The following is a 22,957-nucleotide window of genomic DNA, read 5'->3' as shown; positions in this document are numbered from 1 at the left end:
CCCGGTCATTCGGCGCTTCGTCGATTAAGTTGCTGCGTGTGGTCACAGCCGGGATACTGGTTGCACCCCAGAAAGCGGCTGTTGTTGCGACCATTCCTCTCGACTAATTGACCTACGCGGCATGCGGGACATTGATGCAGCGGACCGCCATCGACGGTCTCGAAACGCAGATTTTCCCCGGCGATTTCCGAAAGCTCCCGGATATATCTGGATGGGTCACGGCTGTTCGTGAGCAGGAACACGCCACGACTTGCGCGTGTCAACGCAACGTAGAATAGGCGGCGCTCCTCGGCATACTCAAACATTTCAGGCTGCGGCATGACCAGGTTGAGCAGCTCGTCGTCCTCGATCCGGCTTGGCACCCCGTAATCACCTTCGCTGACATCAAGCAGGATCGTATAGTCGGCTTCAAGCCCCTTGGCGCGATGGAAGGACAGTCCAGAAACCTCGATGTTGTCGAATCTTGGCACGGATCCCCTGAACGGTTCAAGCTGGTTGTAGCGCCACAGCACCATGACCTTGAGCTTCTCGCGCCCGTCGCTCCGCCATTGCCCTGAAATCCCGCCAAGGAAGATGTCGAGCCGCTTCAGCAGTCGGTGACAGGCGTCCGTGAAATCTGGCTTGTCTCGATCACCATCGATCGGAACGACCCGGATCGATCGCGCAATCGCCGGACGTGTCGAGCGCACCGACTTTTTCAATTGGGCGGAGTTCCGCTGCACGAAGCTGGCGGCGGTCTCGGCGATCAGCTGGTTGCAGCGATAGGTCTGCTCCAAACGGCCTTGCCAGCTCGCCCCGAAATTCGCATCGAACTGCGTGAAGATCGTAATGTCCGATCCGGCGAAGCGATAGATCGATTGCCAGTCGTCGCCGACGGCAAACAGCTTGGTGAAGGGCTTCTGGTGCTTCAGCGCCTTGATCAGCTTGGCGCGCGGCTCGGAAATATCCTGGAACTCGTCGACGAGGATCAGGGAATAGGGGCTCTTATACTGCCCGGTCTCCACGAACTGCGTGGCATTGACGATCATCGAGTCGAAGTCGATGCGGCCGGCTTCTTCCAGCTTCCGGGAATAGGTCTCGGTGATCTTCCAGACGACCTGCGCAAACTCCCTGGCGCGGGTCCGGTCGTGGAGCGATTTGGCCCGCTCCAGCAGCATGTCCAGAGTGAGGTGGCTGGCGCGGATGTGCTTGATGCAGACGGCAATCAGCTTGTGATAGTGCTTGATGACAACAGGCTCGAGGGCTTTGACGATCGCCGTGTAGCTTTTGCGTTCGAGCGGAATGCGCCGTTTTGCAAGCTCTGCCTCGAGCTCCGCAATCAGCGTTCCATTATTCGCCTGCGCCGAGGTGGTTTGAAAGATGTCCATCCCGGCCTTTCGGTAGGCGGCCAGCTTGTTTTCGGCATGGGTGACATAGTCTGTGAAGGGTGACGAGCCATCGGCATTGATAGCCAGGTGCTCGTGGATCGTCTTGCTTGCGGGGTAATAGAAGTCGGGATGGACGTACCGGATCTGTCCGTTTTTTTCTTCGATCGGAATCTGGCGTTCGTACTCAAACTCGACGGAATTGAGCCACAGCCAGTTGACGATCGTCTGCTCCTGGAGCGACTTCACATGGATCCCGGCAATCGTGCCGATGGTCGCATTGCCTTTCCGCCGGCGCACCGAAAGATAGCGCTCGTAGTCAGCCTCAGAACCAAACACGTCGACCGGGATATCCGCCTTGGGATGAAGGACGAGGAGGTTGACCCAGAGATCGGTGAATTCTGCATCTGATCGCAGCAGTTCCTCAATGATCCGTTCGATGATTCTCGCTTCGCCGGCGGGGTGCTCAACCCAATCGGCAAGTTGCGGCGGCCGACCTTCGACCTCTTCGATAATGCCGCGACCCAGCGCATGAAACGTGGTCACTTTGCATTCCGGATTTCCCGGATCGATCGCGAGCTGCCTGCATATCCGTTCTTGCAGCTCGTCGGCGGCGCTCTTGTTGAAGGCGAGCACGAGAATCTCTTCCGGCCGATAGAGCTGCTTGTCGAGGACATAGGCGACCTTGCCGACCATCGTGGCGGATTTTCCCGATCCGGCTGAGGCGACCAAGAGATTGTTGTCCTCCAGGCGAATGCATGCCTGACGTTGTTGGTCGGACAGTGATCGGTCATCCAGATTGTCGAAGAACGAGCGATATCTCGGCAGTTCTGCCGAAACGAACGCGTCATTGTATCGATGACGCACATCCGGATCGGTGATGAAGGCGAGGGACGGGGGGAGTGCTGCTTTCAGCGCGGCCGGCATCAGTTCCAGATCGAACAGAGGATGCGAGAGCGCTGCGGCGGCGTCACCGGTCACGCCCGCAATGACCCGGCCGAGGTCGGCTTGGGCCAGATATTGTCGGTTACCCTCAATGATCGCCCGCAGTTTGGTATCCACCTCGCTCAATCGACTAATGTCTGCGCCGATCAATGCGAAGAGGTGGTTGTTGATGAAGCTGTGTAGATCGGCCGCCAACTGTGTGGCGGCTTCTTCTCCAAGGCAGGACAGGTTATCGATCCGATCGCGCGACCGGACTTCGACGGTGTGCCATAGCAATGCCTTGCACACGGAAATGGCGACGACATCCAGACAGGGAAGTTTAACAGCGTCGCCGACTCCAAGACGTATGGATGCGGGCGAGGACGCGGTCAGCGTCATCTTCCATTTTCCTTGAGGAAGGAACCGTGCAAAGAATCCAGGCCGGTATGTTTGAACGCGATCAGACATCAGGGCTCACGCACTACTAGCAAATTCAGTCCGGCAGCCATGCGCAATCGACCCATTCCCGTTCGTAGCGCTTTGCAAAATCCCGCATCTCCCGCGCATTGGCCCCAGGTGTCAGGCAAGCGCGGGCGCAGGTCGTGACCACGTCGCGATAAAAGGCCGACGAAACCGGCCGGATGCCCTCGTAGTTCATGATCAGGTCGGGAAGGCGGTCCGTGATCGCCTCGCCACGGGGCGCCATGACAAGGGTCGGCGGCGTCCCAAACGCATTGATCAAGACGTATCTCCAGCTCGGGTCGGCCTGTCCCTGGGCGGGAACGAGTTCGCAAGGACAGGCATCACCGCCGCCGGAAATCTCCTGATAGACCGCTTCGAGCGCCTGAGCCTTCCTGGCGATAAGGACATAGGGCCCCGCAGGCGTGTAGCCGCCCATCCGTTCGTCGTATTCGATGCCCAACAGGCGTTCGAGGTCGAAGCGCGCCGACCTGTCGAGGGTGGAACGCTCCGAGATAAACCACTGGAGCTGGCGCAGGGTGATTCCAGTGGCCGCAGCGATCTCCTTCGGCGGATTGGGCCAGCAGGCGACCAGGTTCTTGGCGACTTCCGCTACGTTGTCATACTCGTCGTAGGCTGGGATGTCGTCATCGTCATCGACGTCTTCCGATGGGTCCTCTCCCGAATACAGCCACATCCTGCCGGTAAATCCGTCGTGTTTGAAATAGCGCGGCCGATCGGGTGGGAGTGAGGTTTCCCAGGACGACAGCCATGGACCGGCTTCCCACTCCACGTTATCGGGAAGAATGTCTGCCGGGGGTCGCATCGGCAGTCCCAGCCACCGCTCGATGTTGTCCTCGATTTTTCGATTGCCAAGCCCGCGAGGGCCGCTGACTGCCCGCCAATCGTGATCGTCATGTGCATCACGACAAAGGGCTTCGACGGACGTGGCCACAGACAGGTCGACCGGATTATGCCTTTTCGACAACCACAGAGAGGCATCGTGAGCCGAGCGTAACGATGCCGGAGCCGCTTTGTCCTTGGGGTCGGCAACCTCAAGCCGGATCCCGAACTTGGCAATATCCCTCGCCAATGATGGGTCGGCCCGTTCCACGTAGCGGTTTACACGCAAAACATCTGGCAGGCCGCGTAAACCCTCGGCGTTTCCCCATGCCGTCAGCAGCACGTCGCGCAATGATTTGCGCTTCTCCATCGTGGAGAATGTCAACCAGCGGATTGGTAGGCCGGCAACGGTGAGCCCGTAAAGTGCGATGGGGCACAGCCCATACCGTTTAGCGTCCGTCAGTCGTATCGGATCGCGGACAGCCACAATGCCGTGTTGAGGGTGGTGGAACAGGAATTTCGCGGTTGAGACATAAAAATGATGTTCTCGGATCGGCTGTTGCGGCTGATTGTTCATGGCTGTTCTCAAAAGCGTCAAATCGTTGTTCGGCATCCTACGATTTCGACGTCAGTACCCAAAGTAGTTCTTTGCTTTGAATAGTGCTTGTCCGCAGTTCCTCGACCGCAGGCTCCGTGCGACGTGCACCCGATCGGGGGCGTCGTTGCTTGCGCCTATGCCGATGCGTATTGTGCGCCGGCCATGCCGCAATCGGATCGGAATACAATGACCTCGCAACTCGACTTCTTTGCAGCTGCTGTTTTGCCGGCTACCACGAAGGTGACCAAACCGCAGGCTGTTGCTGGAAGGGGGCAGGGCGGCTTCGGTTCGGATGACGAGGCCATGGCCTGCCATCTGGAAGCGACCGGCAACTATCGCATTCTGCGAAGGCTCTCGCCCCGATCAGTTGTTGAGCGTGCTCGGCCCGAATTTCCACGGCAGGGCGTGATCCTCGACACCGAAACCACAGGCCTCAATTACCGCACCGACGAAATCATCGAAATCGGCGTAATCGCCTTCACCTTCAGTGACGCGGGCGAGATTGGCGATGTCACCGGCGTTTATGGGGGACTTCAGCAGCCAACCGTTCCCATTCCGGCCGACATCATACGCCTGACCGGCATCACCGATGACATGGTCGCCGGTCAGGTGATCGACGTTACCCGCCTCAAATCCCTCATCGAGCCGGCCGACATGATCATTGCTCACAACGCCGGTTTCGATCGGCCCTTTTGCGAAGCCTTCTCGCCGATGTTTTGCAACAAGGCATGGGCTTGTTCGGTTTCCGAGATCGACTGGGCGGCACGTGGCTTCGAGGGAAGCAAGCTCGGTTACCTGACTGGGCAGTCAGGATATTTTCACGACGGGCATCGTGCTGTCGACGATTGTTTCGCGCTGTTGGAAGTGCTCGGGCAGACACCGCTTGATTCCACCGCGACGCCATTTGCGGAGCTCTATCAAGCCAGCCAGCGGTCACGGGTCCGTATTTATGCGGAGAATTCCCCATTCGACATGAAGGATCATCTCAAGGCGCGCGGCTACCGCTGGTCGGACGGCTCCGACGGGCGCCCGAAATCCTGGTGGGTTGAACTACCGGAAGAGAAGCACGACGAGGAACTGCATTTCCTTCGGACAGAGATCTATCGCTGGGACGCCGACCTGCCCGTCAAATATTTGACGGCGTTCGATCGCTTCCGGGCGGCTTGAATAGTCGGGAGGCGATGACGACCATTGTGGGCATTGATGCGGCCTGGACGTCGACACAGCCGAGCGGTGTCGCGCTGGTTTCCTCCATGGGCGACGATTGGCGCCTGATCTTCGCGGGACCGTCCTATCGTCACCTCCTGGCCCATGCCGACGAGGGGCTGATCTCCACGTTCCGCCCTTCAGGTTCGATCGCAGAACCCGTGGCTCTTCTCGCCGCAGCTGGAAAAATCGCTGGAGCGCCTGTCGATCTCGTTGCTGTGGATATGCCTCTGTCTCGTGAGCCGATCGCAGCGCGGCGCGTGTCGGACAATCTGGTTTCGGCAGCTTACGGCGCCCGTCACTGCAGCACCCACACACCGAGTGCGAGTAGGCCCGGCAAGATCAGCAACGACTTCAGGAGCGGCTTCGGGCACCGCGGGTACGGACTGTTGACGAGAGAGGTTAGCGCGCCGGGCCTATTGGAAGTCTACCCGCATCCCGCCCTGGTCGAACTGATGCGCGCCGAAAAGCGGCTGCCTTACAAGCAGGCGAAGACGCGCAACTATTGGCCAATGGAAACCCCCGTCAGCCGGCGCAACAAACTCTTCGAAACCTGGCGTGCGATCGTCGCCAGCCTCGACCTGGAAATAAAAGGCGCATCCGAGATATTGCGGCTACCCCAATTCGAGGCTCCATCATGGCAGTTGAAGGCGTTTGAAGACATGCTCGACGCGGTCATCTGCGCGTGGGTCGGCATATGCGTTTTCGAGGGAACCGCCGTGCCGTTCGGCGACGACGCGTCTGCGATCTGGATACCCCAATCGGATCTTCTGGCGTCGCGGCGGGGTCGGCGATGATCGGATTACTGTGGCAAATGGATCGAACGCCGCCGCAAAATCCGCCGCCGCTGGCAGGAAGACGCCAGGCAATTGGCAGCAACCGATCCGGTCAATGCCTGTTATGAAGCGCAGCCGAGAGCTGCACGCAGCCGGGCGCAGAGAAACGTTGCCGAATCCTGGCATTGGGCCAAGGTCGCCAGCGAAGTCGCCCGCATCGAGCCGCGCGCCGCGATGGACTTCGAGGTCCTCAAGGCCATCGCCGATCAGGAAGCCGCCGGTCGCGGCTGAACAGCTGCATGACGGAAAATGGAGAACACTCGGGCGATAGCTGTGCCGCGAGCGAGCAACTGTGCCGGAACTCCACCCGGCCATCCGAAGCAAACCAATCCCGCTCTCAGATGATGGCGTCCTGGACCAGGTCCGGATCTGCGTCGATCAACCCTCTGTCGGGGTCGGCTAGCAAGCTGCCGCCACTCGGCTTTGCCTTCGCGGTGATCGCGACCGTCCCCGGTCCTTCGAGGAGCCATCGAGCGGGATCGGCCTGCTCCGGACGGAGGTTTCTCACATGGCACAGGATCTTGCACTCGCTCAGTCTCAGGCTTTCGCACTTGCCCGCACCCTCATGGTCCCGGTGACGCTGTTCAGGTCCGGCGATGAATTCGGCGTCGTCGTCAGCGACGAAATCGACGCCGACGACGATCTCGACATCATTCACGAATTCGACCCGCACGATCGCCGGCCGGCTCATTGAGCCGGCATTTCCCTTTTTGGGTGCCGCTTGCGAGCGGCAGGCGGCAAGGGAGGCTTCGCCGCGCCTGGCACGAACTGTCGGCGTGAAGGTACAGATCTGCAGATTGCCAAGGCGCGCCCTTGCCTCCTTTGCTCTTCGCGGCCCGGGGCAGGCGGTCCCGCAAACTGCGGGAAGAGAAATCGGACAAGAAAGGCGGACGCGGGAGCGCCGGCAAACGAATGAGAAAAGAAGAGCTGGAGGACCTCAGGGACCGGGTTCCGTGCGGCGCCCTGCTGGAGCAGGCGGGCTTTGCGGTGGACAGGCAGGAAAGCACACGCAGAGCCTTCAAATACCGGCGCGGTGCGGAAATCGTCATCGTCATCCATGAGGGGCGGGGATGGTTCGATCCCCTTTCCGACGCGAAGGGCGACGTCTTCAGCCTCGCCGGACACCTCGACGGCGTCGCTTTCGTCGATGCACTTGACCGCGTCGCCTCACTGGTCGGGTTCGTGTCCAGGGAGCCGGTCTGGACCCGATCCGCGGACGCGCCCTTGTCCCTCAGATCCATTGAGGACCGATGGGAGCAACGCCGCAAACCCTGGCGAGGCTCCATGACCTGGCGCTATCTGCGGGAGGAGCGTTGCCTGTCCGAGGCGATCATTCGCGACGCCATGCGGCTCAACGTGCTGCGGGAAGGCCCGCATGGCAGCATGTGGGCGGCCCATGTCGATGATGACGGTGTCGTCACCGGCTGGGAGGAACGTGGCCCCGACTGGCGTGGTTTTGCAACCGGCGGGTCGAAGGTCCTCTTCCGGTTCGGTCCAATAGGCGCCTTGCGACTGTGCGTGACGGAGGCGGCGATCGACGCCATGAGCCTGGCCGCCTTTGAAGGGGCACGGGAAGGCAGTCAATATCTCAGTACCGGCGGGGGATGGTCGCCGGCAACAGATGCCGCGCTACGCATGCTCGCCGCACGTCCCGCCGCCCGGCTCGTCGCCGCGACGGACGCCAACGACCAGGGCGAGACCTTCGCCGCGCGGCTGCGCGACATCGCCGATGCGGCCGGTTGCGACTGGCTGCGTCTGATGCCGCCGGTCGAGGACTGGAACGACGCGCTCAGGGCGCGGGAGAAGGAAAAGAAGACGTGGAAAAGGGAGAGAAGCGGAAGAGGCCTGCCGCATGCCCGCCGGCCGCGTCAAGGGTGAAGCTTCGCCCGGCTGAAGCCGGCCCTTGACCCGTCCGGACGGAGAGGCGGCCTGGGGGGAGGGGTCAGGAAGGGCTGAAGAGAAGATGGCGACCATGAGGTTCCGCCGCGCTTTCGCCCCGACGAAGGCCAAAAGGAGCCCGCTCATGACCCTCTCTCCCATCTGCAAAGTCTTCCAGGGCATCGCCGACCGGCATCAGATGTTCCGCATGTTCGATCGCCATGCGGGGCGCCCGAACCGATGGGAGGGCGACGACGGCGCGCTTTACCGCGGCGAGTGGTTCGAGATCGGTGAGCGCGAACATGACTATATGTTCGAGATCCTGCCGCCGCTCTTCATGCGCGGCGAGATGTTCGCCATGCGCGAATTCCTCACCGGCTCGATCACCAGCATCTTTTTCACACTGTCGATCGACGGGCGAATCCGGCACTTCCATGGGTATCGCGACCTTTCCGACAAGGGGTCGTGCGAGCGCATGCGCGCCGCAATCGTCGAGCGCGAATCCCGTCCCGTCCGCGCGATGACGCGCGAGGAGCGTCTCGAGCATATCTGGTCGAGCACGGCCGACGATTATCGCGGCTATGCCAGCGAGCGTTGGCCGGAGGCCGATCGCGGCAAGCGCACGGTCATGTTCTTCGCCAAGCCAGGCGGCACGACGCTGAAGCTGCTGGATACCCTTACCGACGCTGAGATCGCGGCAAAGCTGCCGGTGCATCTGCGTTACCTGCCCGACGCCATCGCGGCGTGAGGAAGGAGACCCATGTTCACCTTCTCCATCACCGACATTCGCGCCGTGCTCGAGTGCGGCCATGCCGACGCCAGGGCCAATGGCGGATATCGCGTTCCCTATCAGGGAATATCGCCGGAAACAGACGCCAGACCCGGCCTGTGGCTGGTCGGCGACGAGGGCGTTTATGCGATGTCCTCCGGCAAACTCGCCGAGGGCCAGCGCCCGCTCGTCGTCTATGCCGAGGAATGCAATCCGAAAACCAATCCCGACTACTGGCACACCAAGCGCCGATATTTTGGAGGCGATGACGGGGTCGAATTCATCGACGCCGTTGAGCTCGAACGGCTGACTGCCGCCGCGCCGGACGCGACGCATCTGACAATCACCATGGACGATACGTCCCTGTCTCTCCGCCTGATGGGCCGCTGACCACGGCGCTTTCCCTTCCCCATCCAATCTCGTGCGACCGAACCGCCTGCATTGCCGGCGGGCAAGCCGGCGCGCGCCTTCAAACAGGAGAATTTTTTATGGCGCATGATGACCCCTTCACCCTCGACATGTTCGGCTCAAGCGGGTTGTCCTCCGGGTTTGGCCTCGGTGTCACCGCTTTCGGCGGATTTCCCGCCGGAACCGCCCCTGAACCGGACAATGACGACGACGATCCTGATCCTACGCCGGCGGCGCCCGCCCCGGCGATGGCGCGCGCAGCGCCGCGAAAGAATGCGGTTCCTCCTGGACACGGCGTCCGTAGCAACTTCCATCTCGACAACGGCGAGGATCGCGGTCTCGCCGCATCCTGGAAGGAGCGAGCCAAGGCCAACGTCGCGGCGATCCTGCTTGCCGATGAGATCGAAAAACAGGAGCGCCCCGCGACGCGCGAGGAGCAAGTGAAACTTGCCCGCTTTACCGGCTTCGGCGCCGGCGAGCTCGCCAACACCATGTTCCGACGGCCGGGCGAGGTGGATTTCCGCGAGGGCTGGAACGATCTCGGGTCCTCATTGGAGGCGGCCGTCACCGATCGCGACTATGCGAGCCTTGCCCGCTGCACGCAATACGCCCACTTCACGCCGGAATTCATCATCCGGGCGATCTGGTCGGGATTGCAGCGCCTGGGCTGGCGCGGCGGCCGCATTCTGGAGCCGGGCATCGGCACAGGCCTGTTTCCGGCGCTGATGCCGGAAAACTATCGTGACAAAGCGCATGTCAGCGGCGTCGAACTCGATCCCGTCACCGCACGCATCGTCAAGCTGCTGCAGCCGAAGGCGCGGATCATCGAGGGGGATTTCGCGCGCACGGACTTCTCAGCCGTCTACGATCTTGTCATTGGGAACCCGCCCTTTTCCGATCGCAGTGTGCGTTCGGACCGGCAATACCGGCCGCTTGGTCTGCGGCTGCACGACTACTTCATCGCACGCTCCATCGATCTCCTGAAGCCCGGCGCCTTCGCCGCCGTCGTCACCAGTGCCGGCACGATGGATAAGGCGGATACGGCCGCCCGTGAGCATATCGCCAGATCCGGCGACCTGATCGCGGCGATCCGCCTGCCCGAGGGCAGCTTCCGCCGCGACGCCGGCACGGATGTCGTGACCGACATCCTGTTCTTGCGCAAACGCAAGGCCGGTGAGCCCGAGGCGGATCTTTCCTGGCTCGACGTCGATGAAGTCCGTTCTGCAACGGAGGACGAAGGCGCCATCCGCGTCAATCGCTGGTTTGTGCGCCATCCGGATTTCGTGCTGGGTGAGCACACTTTGACCTCCGGACCGTTCGGCGAGACCTATACCTGCCGTCCCCGCGCCGGCGTCGATCTCGAAGGGGCGCTGAATGCCGCCATCTCGCTCCTGCCGGAAGATCGCTACGACGGCGAGCCGTCCGCAATCGACATCGAACTGGAGGACGAGCTCGGGGAGGTCGTAGATCTCCGTCGCCAATCTGAAAAGGTCCGCGAAGGAAGCTTCTTCATCGACGCCAGGCATGGTCTCATGCAGATGGTCGACGGCTCCCCGGTTCCGATCAAGGTCCGCAAGGGGCGGTCTGCCGTGAGGCAGACAGGCGAATGCCTGTCCGGAAAGCATGTCCGCATCATCCAAAAGCTGATCCCTGTCCGGGATGCTGTGCGCGAGGTTCTGAAGGCCCAGGAGCAGGATCGCCCGTGGAAGGATCTGCAGGTACGGCTCCGCATTGCCTGGTCATCATTCGTTCGCGACTTCGGCCCAATCAACCACACGACGGTGTCGATCTCGGAGGATGCCGAGACCGTCGAGGTGCGCGAAACCCATCGCCAGCCAAACCTTCAGCCCTTCCGCGATGATCCTGACTGCTGGCTGGTCGCTTCCATCGAGGATTACGACCTCGAAACCGATACCGCCCGTCCCGGTCCGATCTTTTCCGAACGGGTTATCTCGCCTCCTGCCGCCCCGGTGATTATGTCCGCGCCTGATGCCTTGGCCGTGGTGCTCAACGCGCGCGGCCGCGTCGACATCGAGCATATCGCCGAACTCCTGCATCGTGACGCGCAAGCGGTTATTGCCGAACTGGGTGATGCGATCTTTTGCGATCCGACCGACGGTTCGTGGCAAACGTCCGACGCCTATCTCTCCGGCCCGGTCCGCACCAAGCTTGCTGCTGCTCAAGCCGCGGCTGCGCTTGATCCGGCTTTCGGGCGCAATGTCGCGGCGCTACAGGAAGTCCAGCCCGCCGACCTGGGTCCATCCGATATTACCGCTCGCCTCGGTGCGCCGTGGATTCCGGCGTCCGATGTCGTCGCCTTCGTCAAGGAGATGATGGGGGCGGAGATCCGCATTCATCATATGCCGGAACTGGGATTATGGACGGTCGAGGCTCGGCAACTTGGTTATAGCGCCACCGGCACTTCGGAATGGGGCACCAGCCGCCGCCATGCCGGCGAACTGCTCGGCGATGCGCTGAACAGCCGTGTGCCGCAGATCTTCGACACGATCAAGGATACAGGCGGCGAGCGCCGGGTGCTGAATGTCGTCGATACAGAAGCGGCCCGCGACAAGCTCCAGCGGATGAGGCAAGCCTTCCAGAATTGGGTCTGGTCAGATCCGGATCGCGCTGACCGGCTGGCGCGGGTCTACAACGACCGCTTCAACAACATCGCACCGCGCAAATTCGACGGCTCCCATCTGAAACTTCCCGGCGCCTCAGGCGCCTTCACTCTTTATGGGCATCAGAAACGCGGCATCTGGAGAATCATCTCCTCCGGCTCCACCTATCTCGCCCATGCCGTCGGCGCCGGCAAGACCATGACGATGGCAGCCGCCATCATGGAACAACGCCGGCTCGGCCTGATCGCCAAGGCAATGCTTGTCGTTCCCGGTCATTGCCTGGCGCAGGCGGCGCGTGAGTTTCTGGCGCTCTATCCGTCGGCCAACATTCTCGTCGCTGACGAGACCAACTTCACCAAAGACAAGCGCCAGCGTTTCCTGTCGCGGGCGGCGACGGCGGTCTGGGATGCGATCATCATCACGCACTCTGCCTTCAGGTTCATCGGCGTTCCCTCGGCCTTCGAGCAACAGATGATCCACGACGAGCTGGAGCTTTACGAGGATCTGCTGACCAGGGTCGATGATGAGGACCGGGTTTCGCGCAAGCGGCTCGAACGTCTGAAGGAAGGTTTGGCTGAGCGGCTGGAGGCGCTTTCTACCCGCAAGGACGATCTGCTGACCATCTCCGAAATCGGCATCGACCAGATCGTCGTCGATGAGGCGCAGGAGTTCCGCAAGCTGTCCTTCGCCACCAACATGTCGACGCTGAAGGGCATAGACCCGAACGGCTCGCAGAAAGCCTGGGACCTCTATGTGAAGTCTCGGCTTATCGAGACGAAGAATCCGGGCCGGGCGCTCGTGCTTGCCTCCGGCACCCCGATCACCAACACGCTCGGAGAAATGTTCTCGATCCAGCGCTTGCTCGGCTACGAGGCGTTGCGCGAGCGCGGATTGCATGAGTTCGACGCCTGGGCCTCGAACTTCGGGGATGAACGCACCGAACTGGAGCTTCAGCCATCCGGCAAATACAAGCCGGTAAGCCGCTTCGCCAGTTTCGTCAACGTCCCCGAACTGATTGCCATGTTCCGCGCCTTTGCCGACGTGGTGATGCCGGAGGACTTGAGGCAATACGTCAAGGTGCCTGACGTCGCGACGGCCAAGCGGCAGATCCTCACCGCCGCACCGACGCCAGCCTTCAGGGCCTATCAACAGATCCTAGAAACCCGCATCAAGGCGATCGAGGAGCGTGATCGGCCTGCCGAGCCCGGTGACGACATCCTGCTTTCCGTCATCACCGACGGACGCCATGCAGCGATCGACCTGCGCCTGGTGACGCCTGACATGGATGACGAGCCGGAAAACAAGCTCAATCTCCTGATCCGCAACGCGCATCGCATCTGGCAGGAGACCTCGGAGAACAGCTATGTCCGCCCGGACGGCAAGCCTTACGAACTGCCGGGCGCCGCGCAGATGATCTTCTCCGATCTCGGCACGATCAATGTCGAGAAGACCAGGGGATTTTCAGCCTATCGCTGGATCCGCGATGAGCTCATCCGCATGGGCGTGCCGGCATCCGAAATCGCCTTCATGCAGGACTTCAAGAAGACCGAGGCCAAGCAGCGCCTGTTCGGCGACGTTCGCGCCGGCAAGGTCCGCTTCCTGATCGGCTCATCCGAGACGATGGGCACAGGCGTCAATGCGCAACTCAGGCTGAAGGCGCTGCATCATCTCGATGTGCCATGGCTGCCCTCGCAGATCGAGCAGCGCGAGGGCCGGATCGTCCGTCAGGGCAACCAGCATGACGAGGTCGATATCTACGCCTACGCCACGCAAGGCAGCCTTGATGCCACGATGTGGCAGAACAACGAACGAAAGGCGCGGTTCATCGCGGCGGCGCTTTCCGGCGACACCTCGATCCGCCGGCTGGACGACCTGAACGAAGGCCAGGCCAACCAGTTCGCCATGGCAAAGGCGATTGCCAGTGGCGACGAGCGGCTGATGCAGAAGGCAGGCCTCGAGGCCGATATCGCGCGTCTGGAACGGTTGCGGGCCGCCCATGAAGACGACCTCTTCGCCGTGCGCCGGCGGATCCGCGACGCCGAGCGCGAGATCGAAACGGCGACCCGCCGCATCGGTGAAATCAGCCAGGACATCGAACGGCTGGTTCCGACGTCAGGCGACGCCTTCGCGATGATGATGACAGGCAGGCCATTCTCGGAGCGCAAGGACGCCGGCCGCGCGCTGATGAAGGAAATCCTCACCCTCGTCCAGCTCCAGAGGCCAGGTGAGGATCACATCGCCTCGATCGGCGGCTTCGATCTCATCTATGAGGGCGAACGTTTTGGCCGGGGTGACAATTACCACTACCAGACCCTGCTTCAGCGCACCGGCGCGACCCAAGAGATCGATCTCGCCGTCACCGTCACGCCGCTTGGCGCCATCTCCAGGCTGGAACACGCGCTTGACGGCTTCGAGGAGGAGCGCGAACGTTATCGCCAGCGGTTGGCGGAGTACCAGCGGCGGCTTTCCTCCTACCAGTCGCGGCAAGGTGGCGCCTTCGCCTTCGCCGACGAACTGGCGGAGAAGCGTAAGGCGTTGCGGGAGGTGGAGGAGGCGCTTGCAGGCGACGCGCGTGCTGAACTGCAAGCGGCCTGAAGGGCCGCGTCACGCACTTTTGAATGCGCCGCAGCATTTGCATAGCTGCGTTGCACAAAAAGTGGTTTGCGATTGGTCATAAAACAGGCATTGTGATGATAGCTGATGCACATGGCGGTCGCTCCTCCCAGTTCCGCCGCACCAGCTGTTCCCCTCTGGAGGTTTATTGACCTTCACACTTCAAGGGCCGCGGCTTCCGCTGGCCCTCTTTTTTTGCCCATGCCGAATTCAGGCTCATCTCCAACCAGGTAACGCATTCGCGACCGGAGCGTTCGCCGCTCTTCCTGACATTGCCGTTCAATGCATCGTGGCTTCCCGCAGCGGCAACAACTCGATGGCCTTGTTGATGACCTTACGCAACTGGCGCCAGTCGCGAAGGTCGCGTTCGTTCACCCGCTCCTGGATCGCGGTCAATATCCAGCCGACGCAGGCAATGTCGTCTTCGGCGCGATAGGCATCGGACCGCGCGAAGCAGGCGAGGATACGTGGTCTCGCGTCGCCATTATCCTTCGGGATGCTGGCGACCAGGTCGCGCGCCTCGCAGTAAGCGAGGGCAATACGCTGGCAGTCCTCGATCATGCCGCAGGTCCAGGCAAGCGTCTTCGATAATTCCTCGGATTCATCTCCCATCTCGGATCGGCTCCCCCATGATCATGCCGAGCGTCTCGATGACGGCAGGCGATAGTTGGAATTGCCTGGCCAATCCGCGCCCCATCGAGTTGTTCCCCATGGTTTCGATCAGAAGCCCTCTTTGCACGAGCGCGTGCATGTCCTGAGCAAGGACGCTCCTGGTGAGGCCGGTCAATTCCATCATCCGGGTCAGCGTGATGGTTGGATCTTCGCTGTGCAGGACGCCGATCAGCGTCATCAAACCGATCAGCTTGACGCGGGCCGTCGGCGTTTCGCCCTCAAGCGGATTGCCAAGGATCTGGTTGGTCATCATGGTCACGTAGGCCTGCGCAAGCCCCAGGGGCCGCCTTGAGCTTGAAGCGCAATCACGAGGCTCGCGCTTTCGCCCAATGCCATCGCCATTGGTAGACAATCCTCATCATCTCCTTCTCAAGCGATCACCGATGGCGCAGACGCACAATCCGAGCCGTGAGGGGGTGATTCTCGATGCAATCAGCCCGCGTTCTTTTGCCATCCTCAAGGCGATGATTTCAACCGCCGGGCGACAATCTTCCTGTCGGGTGTGCGCCGATCGGTGGCCTTGTGCCGCTCGTGAGCGGTTGGGATGGAAGAGAGGGAAAGAAAAAGAAGGGAAAACCGGTCGCAAAGCGATCTTGCCGGTGACGCGTGACCGCTCAACCGCCCGCTCCTCGTCCCGGCCGCGCGCGCCGCGCAGGGCTGTCAGCCCCGCTTGCGCGTCACGGCAGGGCCGCTCGCGCGCAGTTGCACCGGAAAGCCCGCTTCGCGGTCCGGGAAGTGTCTTCGGAAAAACTGAAGACAGGAAGAGCGGCAATCGCCGCCCCGAAACCCCTAAAGGAGCAGGTCCCATGCAGATCCTCAAACTCGACCCGCGCGCTCTCAAGGACAATCCCGACGATGCCCGCCGCTCGAAGTCCTCGCCGCAGGCCGATGCGCTGTTGCTGGCGACGGTGAAGGCCGTCGGCATCATCCAGCCGCCGGTCATCTCGCCCGAAACCGATGGCGGCAACGGCTACATCATCCAGGCCGGCCACCGCCGCGTCAAACAGGCGATCGCCGCCGGCCTCGAGGAAATCGACGTGCTGGTGACCGATGCCGCCAACGACAATGGCGCGATGCGCTCGATGATCGAGAACATCGCGAGAGAACCGCTCAACGCCATCGACCAATGGCGCGGCACGGAACGGCTTGCGGCTCTGGGCTGGACCGAGGAGGCGATCGCCATGGCGCTGGCATTGCCGGTTCGCCAGATCCGGAAACTTCGCCTGCTCGCCAATGTTCTTCCCGCCATGCTCGACCAGATGGCCAGGGGCGATATGCCGAACGAACAGCAGCTTCGCACCATCGCCGCCGCTTCGATCGACGAGCAGAAGGAAGTCTGGAAGGCCAACAAGCCGAAGAAGGGCGACATCGCGGCCTGGTGGCAGATCGCCAATGCGCTGTCGAAGACCCGCATGTATGCGCGTGACGCGAGCTTCGGCGACGACCTGCGGCAGGCCTACGGCATCGAGTGGGCTGAAGACCTGTTCGGTCCGGCCGACGAGGACAATCGCTACACGACCAATGTCGAGGCGTTCCTCGGCGCCCAGCAGGAATGGATGACGGCGAACCTGCCGAAGAAGGGCGCCATCGTCGAGGTCAACAGCTGGGGCCAGCCGGAACTGCCGAAGAAGGCCGAACGCGTCTACGGCAAGCCGGGCAAGGGCGACCACACCGGCCTCTATCTCGACCGCGACGGCAAGGTGCAGAGCGTGCATTACCGCATGCCGGAGCCGAAAGCGGCCAAGGGCCAAACCGGCTCGGCGGACGGTGACGCGACCGCTGACGGAGATGATGCCGCTGCAGCCGCCAAATCCCGCCCCGACGTCACCCAGAAGGGCCAAGACATGATCGGCGATTTCCGCACCGACGCGCTGCACGAGGCGCTGGCCCGCGCGCCGATCGAGGACGACACGCTGATGGCCTTGCTCGTGCTCGCCTTCGCGGGCATGAATGTCCGGGTCGACTCCGGCGCCAACGACCAAGTGTTCGGTCCCAGGCGGTTCAAGCGCCATGCGGCGCGACTCCTCGACCAGGACGGACGCCTCTCCTTCGACCTCCAGACGGTGCGGGTTGCTGCGCGCGCCATGCTAGTCGAGGTTCTGTCGTGCCGGCGCGGCATGTCGAACAGCGGTGTCGTCTCGCGCATTGCCGGCGCGGCGATCGGCGCGGACGGATACCTTCCGAACATGGGCACGGAAGACTTTCTCCTGTGCCTGTCGCGGCAGGCGCTCGAGACCGCAGCCAGGGAGGTCAGCCTGGAGCCGCAGCCGCGGGTGCGCGACACGCGGACGGCGCTCGTCGAGCACTTCAAGGGCGAAGCGACCTTCATCCACCCTGCCGCGCTGTTCGCGCCCGACCCGCGCGAGATCGCCGATCTGATCGGCCATGCCGATGAGCTCGACGCCGAAGATGGCGCCGCCGATGGTGGTGCCGGCGGAGTTGACACCGCGCCGACCCCTGCCGTCGACACCGACGACCCGTCCCGCGAGGCTCCGAACGAAGCGCCTGACGAGCTCGAGGCCGCCTACGGCATCGCGGCGGAATAGCCCGACCGCATTTCCCTCCCGAATGACGATCGCCGCCGGCTGCCCCGGCGGCGCTTTCGTTTCCATCAACCGCAGAACCCGAACTGGAGGCTTTCTCATGTCTGCGTCCCTGATCTTCGATCTCGCCCCGATCGGCTCACTCGTGTCCTGGTCCGACGGCAAGCCCCGCCCGCCGGAACGTTTCCATAAGAAGCTCGCCGCCTGGCAAACCAGAAACAGCCAGGGCCGGCTCATCCGCGAGGAAGGGCCGCGCAAGCTCGGCAGCTACACGTCGCCCGGCTATTTCACGCTCCATCAGGAGGACATCGGCGGCAAGTCCATGATCCTCGTCACCCTCCACCGGACCTTCGGGCTCGACTCCGATCTCACCTTCAAGGTCCTCGAGCGCCCGCCGCTCGGCGCGGTGCGCATCTTCGACCGCGCCGGTGAAGCGCGCGAGCTGCTCCATCTCGCCGAAGACCGGCAGGCTGCCGAGACCTGGTTGCGGTCGCATCGCTACCCGAGCGCCGTGCTCGAGGCGGTGACGCCCGACGAGGCAGACGCAAAGGCTGATGACCGGAGGACCGCACCATGAATCCGATCTCCATCCCCTCGCAAACTCGCAAGGTCTGTACCGACAAGATTGCTGACGTGGAATTCGACCGCGCCGCTGACGGCATGGCCGTTGCGCGCGTCGGCGATCTCGTCTTCGCCATGCTGCCATCCCGCGATGGCCGGCATCTGCTGGCGAGCGCCTGGCGCGTTTCGCGGCCGCTTGCCGCGCTCAGCCGCGACGATTTCTATTCGTACCATGGTTCGATCGAGGATGAGGCCGCCTTCAGCGCCCGCATGATCGAGCAGGCCGAGCATAGTCGCGAGCTTCAAGCACTCGCACGCCGGACCGTGCGCATCGCCTGCAATACGCCGTGGGGACCGTCGCAAGGGGCCACGCTCTATGCGGAGGGCGTTGTTGCCCACACCACGGCAGGCCATGGCGGCTTCTCGCTTTCGCCAGAGCGGAACGAAAAAGTCCATCCGCTGCTTCGTTCACAGGACGGGTTCTATGAGGAAGATTCGTCCTGGGCGGCCGTCGCCATCACCTTTCCCGACCTCTTCACCAGCATCGAGCGGCGTTCGGCGGAAGCAACGCTCAAGGATTGGCAGCCCGATGCCTGGGAAGCGATCACCGGCACGGTCCTTGCGGCTGGTGAATCTCATGTGAAGGACCGGCGCGCCTTCGAACGCGAACATGCCGGCGACTGGGTCGTGATATCAGCACTTCACTCCGACCATCATCCCGGCATGACCGAGGTGATTGCGACGCGCGGCGGAAGGCGTGATGCTCATGTCGAAGAACGGCGCTTCCTGGTTGCGTCCACCGAATACCAGGTCGGGCGGTTCGGCTTCGTCATCGACGAGGCGCGGCACGTTGCCTATGACCGCCGGTCGAGCTTCGTCACATGGGCGGGGAGGAGCACGCCATGATCCCCTCCATCGATCGTCAGGCGCGGTTGCGCCGCATGGAAGAGGCCTGCCGGCAGACCCGGCACCAGCTCGACATGATCGAGCGCCAGATCATCCGCAAAATGACGGCCTTGATCCCGTCGCTTGGAGCTCGCCGGCCGAGATATCGCCGTGGCAGGCCGCCCGAACCGGACGCCTTCCTCGCCCGCTATCGATCCAATCTCGCCGCCATCACCGCCGAGCGCCAGCCGGAGATCGATGCACTCTCCCGCAAGCTCGCTCGACAGGAGGCCGCGATCGGCGTCTTTCGCGAAAGCCTCTGCGCCGCAAAGCCTCAGCCTCAAACCCGGGGGGAGGTCTAGCGCCATGGCGACGATCGGAGATCTCGAACGCGCGGCCCGTATCGGTCCGACATCTCAGGAGCGCGCCGCCTTCTGGCGGCAGTTCCATCATCTCAAGGGTAAGGCCTGCCTCGACGCCGGTGTGGCCGAGCTCAAGCGATTGATTGCCGCGAAAGTCGCTCGTGCCGAGGGCGTGCCGGAAACGCGGCGGCGCCTGCCGAAGCGCGATCGGCTTCCGCCACTCACACCCGAGCAGCAGACGGCGCTGCAGGCCTATGCCGCAAGACACGGCCGGCGCTGGAAGAGCGTTCTGAACAATGTCTGGATGGGTGGGGCACCCCATGACGATGGCGGGATCCTGCGCGGTCTGCGCAATTCCCATGGCCCGACCTGGCTGCAGTCCTATCGGCTGCCCCCGCGCTGGTTCGGCGAACGCTGCGACCGCGGCGCCCGCACAAGGCGCGGCCGGCGTCGGGGATGACGAGGTGTAGCGCTCGCATGGCTGGCTTCCTTGTCCGCCATGGCATCTGGACACGGCCGCCTCTCCGGTCTGCCCTTCGGTTTTGCTGCGGTCTGAACCGGCGCCCGTCTGGTTCAAGGCCGCTTGCGCGCCGCGAGGCGGCCGGTCATGCCGCTCGTCGCAAAGCAGGCACGCGGGAACGGCACAGGACCGTTGGTCCCGCTTGCCCGCATACCGTCTTTGCTCGATCTGGCCCGCCCGGACCCTGAACCGCCCGGCTGGCGCAGGTTCTCTTCGACCGCACCGAAGGGCAGACCGGCCAAGGGGGCCGGAACCGCTTCGGAAAGCCAGAAAAGGAAACTGCCATGGCAAAGCCCGCAAGCACCTCCCGTCAAACGAACCGCCCGGCCAACCGCCCTTCAGCGCGCGTGGTCCAGCTCCGCAAGGGCGCCACCCTCGAAATGGTCCGCCTCACATGCCCCGACGAGGGCCAGGCGCTCCGCATCGCCGAGAGTTTCGGGACCGCGATCCTCGACAGCGACGGTATCCGCGACATGCATGAACGCCTGATCGTCGCGACCGCCACCGGTCTCTCCGAGGGGCTCGGCGAACGGGCGATGCAGATCCATCTCCAGCGGATCGTCGGCGCCTATGTCGGATCGGCCCATGGCGCCGGACAGTTCTATTCCCGCGCCGTCACCGAGGCGCGCGACGCCACCGCCAAAGGGGCGGGCGACGACCGCGAAGACGATCTCGGCCCGGTCGGCTATGACAGCAACGCGCAACGCAAGCGTGAATTTGCCGCCGACATGGGCATTCAGGCCCATGCACTGAGGATGGCTGCCGAAGGCGCGGTTGCCGCCTACGAGCAGATCGTCGGCGAGACGTGGAAGCCCTTCGACCGGCCGGTCGACAATCCCGGCGACAGGCTCGACCGCAAGGCGGCCGAAGCGCAGATGTCCGCCTTCGACTGAGGCCGTACCGGCGGAGCTTCGGCTCCGCCCTATCCCGATCCGCATCGAGGCCGTCTTCTCCCGAAGGCGGCCTATTTCTTTGGCCCTTATCGCAAGGCGCAAGGAGGCAGGTGAAGAGAGAGAGAGAGAGAGAGAGAAAAAAAAAGAAGATCGGAATGATCCGCCGGTCGCGGCCCGTCCCGTGCGCCGGTCCTGCAGGAGCCGGCGGCAAGGCGCAACGGCTGTCACCGTCCTCCACATGCGTTCCGGCCGTTCCGGTGCGCTTGCCGCCCGGTCGCTCCTGCTTTTGGCCCTTCGCGACGGGGCCGCGATCGGCGCGGCCTCCTCAAATGGAGGTATGAACCATGAGCAGGAAATCGGAACACATCCGCACGGACATTTACGCGCGCATCACCGACAGGATTGTTGCCGATCTTGAGAAGGGTGTGCGTCCCTGGGTCAGGCCCTGGAGGGCTGAAAATCTGACCGGGCGCGTGAGCCGGCCGCTCCGGCATAACGGCCAACCCTATACCGGCCTGAATGTCCTGCTTCTCTGGTCCGAGAGCGTCGCCAGCGGTTTTAAGTCGGCGACATGGATGACGCTGCGCCAGGCAAATGAGCTCGGCGCCCACGTGCGCAAAGGCGAAAGCGGCGCGACCGTCGTCTATGCCAGCCGCTTCACCAGGACCGAAAGGGATGCGAGCGGCGGCGAGATCGAGCGCGATGTCCCGTTCCTGAAGGCATACACTGTCTTCAATTGCGATCAAATAGAGGCCCTGCCGGAGCACTACTACCGTCGTCCGGAACCGGTCGCGAAACCGCTCGAGCGCATCGAACATGCGGATCGTTTCCTGGATAACACAGGCGCAGTGGTTAGATATGGCGGCGACAAGGCGTATTACTCCCCCTCCACAGACCACATTCAATTGCCGAGGCCGGAACTGTTCAGGGATATGGCCTCAATGGTCGCAATCAGATCCCATGAGACTCTGCATTGGACTTCGGCTCCTGGCCGGCTAAACAGGGACCTCAGTCGCTACCACAAGGATCGCCGGGAGAGGGCCTTCGAGGAAATGGTGGCAGAGCTTGGGTCGGCGATGATTTGCGCCGATCTCGGGATCGTGCCGGAACTCGATCCGCGTCCCGACCACGCCGCCTACATCCAGAGTTGGGCCGCTATCCTCGGCTCCGACAAGCGCGCAATCTTCGCCGCAGCCGCGCATGCCCAGCGTGCGGTTAACTATCTTCACGCGCTTCAGCCGAATGCCGAGACCAGCCGGGAGGCGGCCTGATCGGATATCCAAGGGGAGGGCTCGGGTCCTCCCCGACCCGGTTGCGCCTCTTGTTACGGACGATCCCGCACCGGAAACATGTCCTCGCCATAGTGGTGAAGCCTGGTATGATGGCGCCGGCACAACCATCGAACCTTCAAGGGCTCGTCGTATTGATCGTGGTGGGCATCGACCGCTTCGAGCCCGCAGACCTCGCATGTCTGCTTTTCCAGTTCGCCTGCCTTCACGGCGCGCTGCACGGCAAGGTGAGCATCGTATTTTGCCGGATTGGCGCGCCGCCAGTTCGCCTGGCGGGTATCGGTGTTCAGCATTGCTTCATCCTGCTTCGCCGGTCTCGTCTTCCGTCGCCGAGACCTTTATCACGATTCTTGCATCTTTTGACCGGTTCCGCGAGCCACTTGGATCCGGGACGGCGAGCGGCCGCCGACACTGACCGGGTGAGACTCGGCACTGGCGGACCGGCGCGGCGCTCTGCCGTCTCCAGAGATGCGAGGCGCTCTATCCCGCTTGGCCGGCACGGGGATGAAACGCAGTGAACGACCCTTTCGCAGGCAGGCCGACAGCCTCGCCGGCCGAGGGAGCCATCATCGAGCGGCGCGGTTTCGTTTCCGGTGCAACGGTGATGCGACCGAGGACGTCGGCGATGGCATCGAGGGCGGGAGCGGGCCTGCAGCGCTGACGAGGGCATGAGCATAGGCACGAATGTTGCGCAGCCTGATGGCGGATGATCG

General features: G+C 62.8%; 21 protein-coding genes. 14 read left to right on the top strand and 7 right to left on the bottom strand.

What is annotated here, in order from left to right; genetic code table 11:
• Positions 1 to 5 precede the first annotated feature (5 nt).
• Together PIB16_RS22060 and PIB16_RS22055 are read right to left on the bottom strand one after the other, a co-directional pair.
• Positions 6 to 2,687, bottom strand: coding sequence for a UvrD-helicase domain-containing protein (locus tag PIB16_RS22060; protein ID WP_271046329.1), 2,682 nt, complete (start codon positions 2,685 to 2,687; stop codon positions 6 to 8).
• 94 nt (positions 2,688 to 2,781) lie between these two features.
• Positions 2,782 to 4,203: a hypothetical protein gene (locus tag PIB16_RS22055; protein ID WP_271046328.1), complete on the bottom strand. Its 1,422-nt coding sequence runs from the start codon at positions 4,201 to 4,203 to the stop codon at positions 2,782 to 2,784.
• Positions 4,204 to 4,374: 171 nt separating this feature from the next.
• Here PIB16_RS22055 and PIB16_RS22050 point away from each other — a divergent pair, with 171 nt between their 5' ends.
• The 3 genes from PIB16_RS22050 to PIB16_RS22040 all read left to right on the top strand — a co-directional run bounded on the left by PIB16_RS22050 (position 4,375) and on the right by PIB16_RS22040 (position 6,461).
• A complete protein-coding gene (locus tag PIB16_RS22050; RefSeq protein ID WP_192321156.1) occupies positions 4,375 to 5,355 on the top strand; it encodes a 3'-5' exonuclease in 981 nt (326 codons plus the stop codon).
• A gap of 14 nt (positions 5,356 to 5,369) precedes the next feature.
• A complete protein-coding gene (locus PIB16_RS22045) occupies positions 5,370 to 6,191 on the top strand; it encodes a DUF429 domain-containing protein (protein ID WP_192321155.1) in 822 nt (273 codons plus the stop codon).
• 72 nt (positions 6,192 to 6,263) lie between these two features.
• Complete coding sequence (locus PIB16_RS22040; RefSeq protein ID WP_246765506.1) at positions 6,264 to 6,461, top strand: hypothetical protein; 198 nt, start codon at positions 6,264 to 6,266, stop codon at positions 6,459 to 6,461.
• Positions 6,462 to 6,567: 106 nt separating this feature from the next.
• Here the strand turns inward: PIB16_RS22040 and PIB16_RS26720 are convergent, their stop codons facing one another.
• Positions 6,568 to 6,921 (bottom strand): hypothetical protein, encoded by a 354-nt coding sequence (locus PIB16_RS26720; protein ID WP_192321153.1) that lies wholly within the window; start codon positions 6,919 to 6,921, stop codon positions 6,568 to 6,570.
• Between the two features lie 221 nt (positions 6,922 to 7,142).
• On the opposite strand from PIB16_RS26720, the gene PIB16_RS22030 reads away from it, so the two are divergent.
• The 4 genes from PIB16_RS22030 (at position 7,143) to PIB16_RS22015 (ending at position 14,501) form a co-directional block, all read left to right on the top strand.
• Positions 7,143 to 8,108, top strand: a complete 966-nt coding sequence (locus PIB16_RS22030) for a DUF3991 and toprim domain-containing protein (protein ID WP_192321151.1) — start codon at positions 7,143 to 7,145, stop codon at positions 8,106 to 8,108.
• A gap of 145 nt (positions 8,109 to 8,253) precedes the next feature.
• Complete coding sequence (locus PIB16_RS22025; protein WP_192321150.1) at positions 8,254 to 8,856, top strand: DUF1419 domain-containing protein; 603 nt, start codon at positions 8,254 to 8,256, stop codon at positions 8,854 to 8,856.
• A gap of 12 nt (positions 8,857 to 8,868) precedes the next feature.
• Positions 8,869 to 9,267, top strand: a complete 399-nt coding sequence (locus PIB16_RS22020) for a DUF3085 domain-containing protein (protein ID WP_192321148.1) — start codon at positions 8,869 to 8,871, stop codon at positions 9,265 to 9,267.
• A 98-nt stretch (positions 9,268 to 9,365) separates the two neighbouring features.
• Positions 9,366 to 14,501, top strand: coding sequence for an N-6 DNA methylase (locus PIB16_RS22015; protein ID WP_192321146.1), 5,136 nt, complete (start codon positions 9,366 to 9,368; stop codon positions 14,499 to 14,501).
• A 297-nt stretch (positions 14,502 to 14,798) separates the two neighbouring features.
• Here the strand turns inward: PIB16_RS22015 and PIB16_RS22010 are convergent, their stop codons facing one another.
• On the bottom strand, positions 14,799 to 15,131 hold the full coding sequence (locus PIB16_RS22010) for a hypothetical protein (protein ID WP_192321144.1): 333 nt from the start codon (positions 15,129 to 15,131) through the stop codon (positions 14,799 to 14,801).
• Complete coding sequence (locus tag PIB16_RS22005; protein WP_271046339.1) at positions 15,121 to 15,444, bottom strand: hypothetical protein; 324 nt, start codon at positions 15,442 to 15,444, stop codon at positions 15,121 to 15,123. Before PIB16_RS22005 ends, PIB16_RS22010 begins: the two co-directional genes overlap by 11 nt.
• A 553-nt stretch (positions 15,445 to 15,997) precedes the next feature.
• On the opposite strand from PIB16_RS22005, the gene PIB16_RS22000 reads away from it, so the two are divergent.
• The 7 genes from PIB16_RS22000 (at position 15,998) to PIB16_RS21970 (ending at position 22,226) form a co-directional block, all read left to right on the top strand.
• Positions 15,998 to 17,737: a ParB/RepB/Spo0J family partition protein gene (locus PIB16_RS22000; RefSeq protein WP_192321142.1), complete on the top strand. Its 1,740-nt coding sequence runs from the start codon at positions 15,998 to 16,000 to the stop codon at positions 17,735 to 17,737.
• A gap of 97 nt (positions 17,738 to 17,834) precedes the next feature.
• A complete protein-coding gene (locus PIB16_RS21995; protein WP_192321140.1) occupies positions 17,835 to 18,311 on the top strand; it encodes a hypothetical protein in 477 nt (158 codons plus the stop codon).
• Entirely contained in the window at positions 18,308 to 19,201 is an 894-nt protein-coding gene (locus PIB16_RS21990; protein ID WP_371746609.1) for a DUF7007 domain-containing protein, read from the top strand. Before PIB16_RS21995 ends, PIB16_RS21990 begins: the two co-directional genes overlap by 4 nt.
• Positions 19,198 to 19,542, top strand: a complete 345-nt coding sequence (locus PIB16_RS21985) for a hypothetical protein (RefSeq protein ID WP_271046327.1) — start codon at positions 19,198 to 19,200, stop codon at positions 19,540 to 19,542. Before PIB16_RS21990 ends, PIB16_RS21985 begins: the two co-directional genes overlap by 4 nt.
• A gap of 4 nt (positions 19,543 to 19,546) precedes the next feature.
• Entirely contained in the window at positions 19,547 to 20,002 is a 456-nt protein-coding gene (locus PIB16_RS21980) for a hypothetical protein (RefSeq protein WP_246765504.1), read from the top strand.
• Between the two features lie 344 nt (positions 20,003 to 20,346).
• On the top strand, positions 20,347 to 20,955 hold the full coding sequence (locus tag PIB16_RS21975; protein ID WP_192321139.1) for a hypothetical protein: 609 nt from the start codon (positions 20,347 to 20,349) through the stop codon (positions 20,953 to 20,955).
• Positions 20,956 to 21,299: 344 nt separating this feature from the next.
• Positions 21,300 to 22,226 carry an ArdC family protein gene (locus PIB16_RS21970; protein ID WP_192321137.1) on the top strand — a complete coding sequence of 309 codons (927 nt, stop codon included), beginning with the start codon at positions 21,300 to 21,302 and terminating at the stop codon, positions 22,224 to 22,226.
• Positions 22,227 to 22,279: 53 nt separating this feature from the next.
• On the opposite strand, the gene PIB16_RS21965 is transcribed toward PIB16_RS21970, so the two are convergent.
• Positions 22,280 to 22,537, bottom strand: a complete 258-nt coding sequence (locus PIB16_RS21965; RefSeq protein WP_192321135.1) for a hypothetical protein — start codon at positions 22,535 to 22,537, stop codon at positions 22,280 to 22,282.
• A 187-nt stretch (positions 22,538 to 22,724) separates the two neighbouring features.
• The coding region (locus PIB16_RS21960) for a hypothetical protein (protein WP_271046326.1) at positions 22,725 to 22,957 on the bottom strand (233 nt) is incomplete at its 5' end.

The sequence above is a fragment of the Agrobacterium sp. ST15.13.015 genome, from assembly GCF_027871645.1.
Lineage (GTDB): Bacteria > Pseudomonadota > Alphaproteobacteria > Rhizobiales > Rhizobiaceae > Agrobacterium > Agrobacterium leguminum.
Note: the sequence above shows the minus strand (reverse complement) of the source record. Positions and strands in the feature narration are given on the sequence as shown.